Raw genomic sequence first — 8,320 nt, forward strand, 5'->3', positions numbered from 1 at the left:
CAGTCCAAACAAGTTTATTTAGAATTTTTCTAAATAAAATCACAAAAATCTCATTGTCAACGCAATTTTTTAAACACGAACTTGGGAACGCCAGGCTTGCCTTGTTTATCATAATAATCAACAAACTTAAGTTTAAAATAATCATTGCTTCGGTTACGAATAATATAATTCCTGTTTTTACGAACTGTATAACGCGACAAAGCAAAATCATAATACTTCCAATCATAACCTATGGCATCTTTGAAGTCGCTATATTGAAAAGTTTTGGCAACTTGCAAACTAATATCTTCATATTTATAGTTGGAATCAACTGCACAAAGCACATTATAATGATTGGAAATAACTCCCCTTACTATATAGGGATAAGGTTGCCCTAAGTTAATTAGGAAATCTGTATACTTGGTAATCTTAAAATCCCAGTCTTCTTTGGGAGGTTCAAAAAATAATACTTTCTTATTGGCAAATTTATAATGCACAAAATTATAATTTTTATCGAAGAATACTTTTTCTACCGTATAATTAGTTGATGAAGATTCTAAATACCTCCATCGGAACTTAAAATAATTAGCCGTCTTTTCCAAGGCTTGAAATATAATAAATCTGTCCTGGGGTCCTGAGGTATCTTTAACATAACGTATAATAAATATACTTTTATTTAAGATCAAGGAAAATTTATCCCAACATTGTCTAAACCCTGTGCTGTCCAATGATCCTTGAGGATGATCGAACTGTAATTTATTTAACGGTGGTTTACTATATTTATTATGGAAAGCGGTGTCATTGGTATTATACACCGCTAAATTACTTCCCGTGTTTAGTTGTATACCAAATTTGTTTGGGTCGCATGCAAATGCAATATCCCAATCATGAATACTTTTCGAAATAAAATTTCCTGTTTCGCAATCAAAGAAAACTACATTTTGAAATGAATCGCCCATATTAAACTCTTCCACTAGCCCATCGGCATTATTCTCCAATTTCCATTTGGGATCCTTCTTCATACAGGATTGTGTACTGAATAAAGCCAGTGCGAAAATTATATATATACTATGTCTATTTACTAATTTCATGACTTTAAAATTTTAGAAAAATCATATTTAAAGGTGATAAAAAACACTCTTCCCATTCCAACAGGGCTTGACCCCGACTGTGTATGAGAGCCCTCTTTCATGGTTGAATTCACGCTGGTTACATTCAATAAATTCTTGATGCCTGCAATAAGTTTTATGTGTTGTTTTGCAAATTTCTTATTGAACGACACATCCATCCATTGCCAAGGATTAATATATGCCACAGCTATATTATTATATTCGTCGTAAATATATCTTTGTTGTTTGCCATTTATTTTATAAAACAATGAAATACTGCTATTATATTTTTTAAACTTATAATCGCTGCTAAAATTAATTTCATTATAATAAAAAAACTTGTCTGATTGATTGAAATAATTATTCAGCCCAGTTTTGGAAATACCTGTTCGAATTGTAAATTTGGGGCTATGATACGCTAATTGTAGTGTACCACCCTTACTAGCAAATTTATCAATATTTACATACTGATTTAGGTTCGTTAAAGCATCCAATTGTAATAAGGTAATCATGTTATTCAACCTGTTATAAAAGGTGGAAACATCAACTTTGATTGAACGTTCTTTTCTAAGTGGCTTGGTATAGGTATAATTGAGTTGTATATTATTTGAACGTTCGGCTTTTAAACTTTCATTCCCCAAAACTATATGATTTGCATCCACAAAGTTAAAGGTAAGTTCTTTGAGCGTAGGTGCACGAAATCCTTTACTAGCTGAGAATCGGATAACATTATTCTTGTTCAACTGATAACGCATACCAAGCATTGGCGTAACAGGGGCTGAAAAACGTGTATTATAAGCAAACCTAAACCCGATTTTTATATCCAAATTTTTGGTGGGCTTATATTCATTATTAAAAAACAAAGCATAATCATTGATATAGTTTTTTGCTCCTCCAAATCTTTTACCTGCGGCATGATCGGAGTTTATATCATAACCGAATTGGCTGGTGTAGTTCCCTTTTTTATTTTGCCTGATATAATTCCCTCTTAACTGCAACAAAGCAAAGCGAGTAGTGTCCTGGTTTTCCTTATTGCCAGATAGTATCGTTTTCCCATCCACCAAATCTTTTACGTATTCATTATGCTTGCGTTGGTAGAAACTATATGAATTTAAAAAACTAAGTGTACCTCTTTTCCCTAATTTTTTATCAATCTGCCATGTTAATTGCGAACGATGCGTAATGAAATGGTCATCTATTCCCTTGGCATCAAAAGGAGTTACATTGGGCGAACCTTTACTTAATAAAAATTCTCTATAATAGTTTGCCGCAATACGGTGTGCTATTTTCCCAGTATTAAAATTATAATATATATTGACAAAATATTGCTCCTTGGGTTTCCATAACATTTGTCTTTTATAGGGGTCTTCATTGGGATCCCAACCATCAAACAGATAACGCCCGAGACTAATCCCTAGTAAAGATTTTCTTATTTTTGTAGTTCCTCCAAAGTCATAGTTATAATTGCCTTTGTTATCGTGATATATATTGGCATTGATATCATACAAATTTTTTGTGCTCTTTTTGGTAATCAAATTCACCACGCCTGCACTCGCATCGGTACCGTATATCACGGACATAGGTCCTTCTATAATTTCGATGCGTTCTATATTATTCAGGTTAATTTGATTCAAATCTATATTGCCATCCAAACGACCAATAATAGGAACACCATCCAACAATATTTTTACTTGACTACCGCTGAGGCCCTGCACGCTAATGCGGCTTCCCAGAACCGCATCCTGGGTGATACGAAAATTAAGCTCGTTGGTAAGTACATCTCTCAAACTAATCGCACCCATTTTATCAATCTTAGCCCTATCTATCACTTTCACTTTTTGCACCGACAAATCAACGGTTGTATTTTTCATTTGCCCTGTTACTATCATAGAGTCTAAGGGTGTTTGAGAATAGGAATCCTCAAATAATAAAAACAAGCAAAGCACCCCAATGAGGTGCTTCGCATGTGATATGTTTTTTTTGTGGTACAAAACTTTTTTAGTTGGCAGTTGACCGTTAGCAGTTGACTCCCCCCGCCGCGGCAAGACTATCGGGATTGCAGAATTGTTCGCCGTAGGCAACTGTAAACTGCTAACTGTTAACTATTGAATCACTAATTTCTCTGTTTGTTGACTATTGCCACATTGAATATTTACTATATATAATCCTTTGCCCAAATTTTCGGTAGGCAGACTATATACATGGAAACCATTATTTTTTGCTTGTTGGTTATATATTAATTTGCCATTTAGGTCATATATATTTATTTGCATAGCACTCAATTTCTCAGTATTCACAAACAATTGTGTGTTTCCATTTGACGGATTGGGTGACAATGTATATACAAATTTATTTTCGTCTACGGTATTGATTGCCGTATTTAGAGTCAACATTTTTTGCGTAGCAAATGCAACTTTTCCATTGGCACCGCCCCCAAAACCAGTGAACTTTAATTTATATATTTCGTAGGTAACTGTTGCATTCGATTCTACATTTGAATTAAGCACTACATATGTTAACGAATCGCCCATAAGAAATTTATTGGAATTAAAATCAAAAGTTTTCCAATCGTAACCAATCGTATTTATTTTATCGCTAAACCTGCTGTCGCCAGTGTCGGTTACACTAACTAGGTCACTTAATTCACCTTTAATTCTGATTGCCTTGCAAGGAACATTGTGAAGCACACCAGTTACTTGATAGTAGGGATTACTGGGGTCAGTTTGTTTTGCAAAATAGCGAGTGAAAAGAAGATCCCATTTATTGTTATCAGGCTCACGTTTTAATTCTTGATCTTTCATTAAGTTATAATACATGAAATTATTTTTGTTATAGTTATTATCCATTAAGGTAACAGTGGTATCACCTGTTCCATCCAAATTTGCATATCTGAAGGTCCATGAACGAACACCAGAAACTGATTTGCGAGCGACTACATAAAATTTCTTTGCCCAAGGCTGAGCTGGCGGGTTAGGTGTGGCATAAATTACAAAAATAGAGTCACCATCAATTTCTCCAGCCACATTACTATTATATACACCCCATGAATAATAAGGATGCGATTCTGGGTCTCTGTTCAATGCTCCTTCTGACCATTTCTCGTCGCCATTGAAAAATCTACGCCATGATTTCCAACCTGCAGTATCGAATGCTGACCAACCCGTGATATCACTATTGGGATATTTAGCGACACGAACATCGTTAGAATGATTTACCAAAATGGTATAATAGGCTGCGTCTTTACCTCCCTTTGCACTAAAGGCCATATGCCAATTGCGAACAGGAACAGTATCAACCATTTTGTTTTTGAGCGAATAATAAACTTCGTTACGATAGCCAGGGCCAAGGTAAACACTATCGTATACCCAGTTTTGGGCATAAGTAGTAAATGCTGTAAAAGCTAATAAAGAGAATAGGAATTTTTTAATCATGATTTTTTGATTGTGTCTAATAAATGAAATAAAATTTACTTGTTGATTTGATTGGCTGCAAAGTTATTGTAATATTAGGTGTGAGTTATGTCAAGATTGGGATTTTGACGAATATGTTACAATATGCTTTTGGGAGTTTGCAATAAAAATATAGGAATAAAAATAAGGAGCCGAATTTTTAGATTTTGTGTTTTTAATATACATGTATCATAGTTTAGGAACGTAATAACAAAATAGCAAACTTGCTTCATGCAAAAATAATCTTTGTTAGCCTTTTTTAAATTTGAAAATCATGAATTATTAAAGTGGTTCATAGCAAAGATTGCGTCGATTGTGATGAATTCAGCCAAACATATTACCATTCTAAAAACTCTGGAGATTGCTTCCATTATTTAAAATGCACTTCTATATCCCAAAAAACTAACTATTAAATAACTACCCTCGGTTGCTGGCTTAAGTACATGCATGTTGTGAAATCCTTCTAAACGGTCGATGGCTTTGGTTCTTTTGCAAAAAAACACCTCAAATCGCTCTACAATAGTCTGGTTCACAATAAATATAATTAATAGCTATCTGATTTTTCTCTGTGTTCATTTTTGTATGTTTTGGTGGCAAATATTTATCTATTTAGACTTAACCAAAATAATAATGTTTCCCACACGACTATTATAAAAATAGAAACTATCATGGTGTTTAAATATACCCTGATAACGGTATCGCAAAATACCACGAAAAGCGTATATTAGTTTAACAAACTAGACCCTACTTTTGCATCAAATAAAAACCAATAAAACCATGAAAAAAATTCTAAGTTCAATTCTCACGATTATGACTATTCTGCTTACCTTTAGTACTTTAAGGGCTCAAGAAGGAGACAAATTTTTCACCCAGCGAGAGTATTTGAAGGCTATGGGCAGCTATCAACAAGAAGCTAAAACTGACCCTTCAAAATACCTTCCACTCGCCAAATGCTATTTTGCCAATCACCAAATACCCGAGGCAATAGATGCCATTAAACTTTATTTGGAAAAAGACCCCAAGGCAAATAAAGAAGTTGGAGATAGTTGGTTGGAACTATTACAACGGAATGATGATGAAGTACGTGTGAAAAACATGGGGAGTATAATCAATACGAAAGGTGATGAGTATAGTCCTGTAATTAGCAACGATGGCAAAACACTTTATTTTGTGGGCTATGACCGAGCTGGCGGATTGGGTGGAGAAGATATTTGGTTCAGCAAACGCGATTCAACTACAGGTAATTGGGGCACAGCCGAAAATTTCAGACAACTCAATACCACCTCACACGAGGCACTTAAAGCTATGTCGCCCGATGGCAACTCTGCTATTTTATTTGGTAACTATGTGGGCAGTTTCGGTAGTGGCGACTTATTCTATAGCTGTAAAGTAGCTGGTGGATGGACAACTCCTTGTAATCTGGGAGGAGCAATTAATACCAATAACTGGGAATCGCAAGCAAGCTTAGGACCCGATGGTAAGACCTTATTGTTTATCAGTGACCGCGAAGACAAAAGCGAAGCCGACATTTATGTTTCATTCCTTACCAATGAAGGATGGACTAAACCTTTAAACATTGGCCCAACCATCAATGTTAAAGGCAAATTTGAAGGAGCCCCACAACTTGCAGCCGATGGCAAAACATTATACTTTTGTTCTAATGGTCACCCTGGTTTTGGTAAAAAAGATATATTTTATGCCAAACGCTTAGATGACAGTTGGACAAGTTGGAGCAAGCCCGTAAACTTGGGGAAATATGTAAATACATTAGAAGAAGAAAAATACTTTACATTACCTGCATCGGGCAATAGGGCTTACCTAATTCGTGGTGACCAGCCTGATGGATTGGGTGCAACAGATATTTATGAAATGGTAATGCCGCAAGGGGCACGACCAGAAAAAACATATACCGTAACTGGTTTGGTGATTAACGAAAAGGACTCGACAGAAGGTGTGGTGCTCAAATATATTAATATGGCTACCAATAAAGAAGCTGCCCGAATTTCAAGTAATAAAGCCGATGGAAAATATTATGTATCATTGCCTGCGTATCAAAAATACTTGGTGGTGATAGACCAACGTGGTTTCTTATATCTTCAAGATACATTGGACTTAGAAAACCCAAACTTATATGTAAACAAAGTTCCTATCCAAGAAAAATTTGGGGCAAGAATGAACCGTATCAAAGAACTTAAAGCTGATTTGGATAAGTACAATGCCGAAATGCAAAAACTGATTGATAGTAAAAATACCAATATCAGCGAAGCGTTCGCACAATATACTACGTTGAGCGAAAACTATAAAAAAGCTTCCAAAGAATTCGACTATTTAGTATATGATGCCAAAGCACAATGGCTAGGTGAAGAGAACGATTTGCAATTGAACATGAATTATAAAGTAACACGTATTATAGTAGGTGCGAAATTTGAATTGAAGAACATATTTTTCGATATCGGAAAAGCAACCTTGCGTAAAGAATCTATGATAGAATTGGACAAATTGGTTGATATTATGAACCGTAGTGAGATTATTATAGAACTTGGCGGACATACTGATAATGTTGGTGCTGACGATGCCAACCAGAAATTATCTCAAGAACGTGTGGCCTCTGTAAAAACATATCTGGTGAGCAAAAATGTTCCTGATAATCGTATGACTGCAGTTGGATATGGAGAGGCACAACCTATTGCCCCCAACGAAACTGACGAGGGCAAGCAACGCAACCGTCGTGTGGAAGTAAAGATTACCGAAATCAAACCCCGCGAAGGAAGTGGTGAATTTGCCAAATTGGAACAAGAGAAAAAAGATTTGAGTAAGTTTGATATGTTATCATCTTTACAAAAAGCGGGTAAATTGGGCGGACTTCCCGCAGGTAGTGTTTGTAGCGATGGTGTTACATTTATTGATAAATCATATAAACCTGCATCAAAAAATTTCTATGGAAAAACACCAAACCTCAATTTAGATAATGATAATTCTCCTATCAAAATAGAAGAATATCCACAGAAAAAATTCAATGCGTTTGTGGGAAATTATGGATTAAGATATAATCCCAAAGACAATGGGTCAAATACAAAAGATATGTTAATAGGTGGTGGAATCAATATTGTTAAATTCTCCGAATCGAGCAGTACACCGCTTAAAGCACAAAGTATCGCTATATATTTACCTGCAAAATCAACTATTACTAAATGGTTGGTAGATGCAAGCACTGTCCGTGAAATGCGTTTCATGAAAAACTATGTTGCTCTAGCAGGATTTAATGCCCAATTGTATAAAACAGATTCGCCCTATGTCGGCAAATCAGGAGTTAAGTTTGCCTCATCCTTCCCTATTGGAATCCGTGCTATGTATAAAGCTGCCAAAGGAATTAATGTATCGCCTGAGTTGTGGTATAATATAGGGTTGCTGCGTACCGGTGGGGTTAATGATAATTATAATGCAGCTCCGCGTTATGTGCATTTGGGCGTATCAGCCCGCATGAAAATATTTAGCGGAAGTATATATATTAATTCTGGCCCATTGATTCGCTTTGTGGGTGTGAGAGCAGGGATAAGTTTGTAGTTAATATGATAACTTTCCAAAAGTTTAAAACTTTTGGAAAGTTAGGTAGAAGAGTATATAATAGCCATTAGTTGAAATATACTAGTGGCTATTTTTTTGATGGCGATAAAGAAAATAATGCCGAAACTCAATAGACCTCTTTCATAATTCGATTCTAATAAATATAAAGGTTTGAAACACGAATTTTAAAACTTAGAATGCTGCCCTTTTTTATTTACA

General features: G+C 35.3%; 5 protein-coding genes. 1 reads left to right on the forward strand and 4 read right to left on the reverse strand.

The genetic code is table 11. The features are described 5' to 3' along the window. Positions 1 to 56: 56 nt before the first annotated feature. From SGJ10_11005 to SGJ10_11020, 4 genes are all read right to left on the reverse strand, one after another. Positions 57 to 1,070 carry an HmuY family protein gene (locus SGJ10_11005; protein MDZ4758646.1) on the reverse strand — a complete coding sequence of 338 codons (1,014 nt, stop codon included), beginning with the start codon at positions 1,068 to 1,070 and terminating at the stop codon, positions 57 to 59. Further along, complete coding sequence (locus SGJ10_11010; GenBank protein ID MDZ4758647.1) at positions 1,067 to 3,079, reverse strand: TonB-dependent receptor; 2,013 nt, start codon at positions 3,077 to 3,079, stop codon at positions 1,067 to 1,069. Before SGJ10_11010 ends, SGJ10_11005 begins: the two co-directional genes overlap by 4 nt. A gap of 111 nt (positions 3,080 to 3,190) precedes the next feature. Next, entirely contained in the window at positions 3,191 to 4,519 is a 1,329-nt protein-coding gene (locus SGJ10_11015; GenBank protein MDZ4758648.1) for a T9SS type A sorting domain-containing protein, read from the reverse strand. A gap of 392 nt (positions 4,520 to 4,911) precedes the next feature. Then, the gene (locus tag SGJ10_11020) at positions 4,912 to 5,070 is read right to left on the reverse strand and encodes a hypothetical protein (protein MDZ4758649.1); all 159 of its coding nucleotides are present in this window, start codon (positions 5,068 to 5,070) and stop codon (positions 4,912 to 4,914) included. A gap of 244 nt (positions 5,071 to 5,314) precedes the next feature. On the opposite strand from SGJ10_11020, the gene SGJ10_11025 reads away from it, so the two are divergent. Then, complete coding sequence (locus SGJ10_11025) at positions 5,315 to 8,101, forward strand: OmpA family protein (GenBank protein ID MDZ4758650.1); 2,787 nt, start codon at positions 5,315 to 5,317, stop codon at positions 8,099 to 8,101. Positions 8,102 to 8,320 lie beyond the last annotated feature (219 nt).

The sequence above is a fragment of the Bacteroidota bacterium genome, from assembly GCA_034439655.1.
Taxonomy (GTDB): Bacteria; Bacteroidota; Bacteroidia; order UKL13-3; family UKL13-3; genus CANJUD01.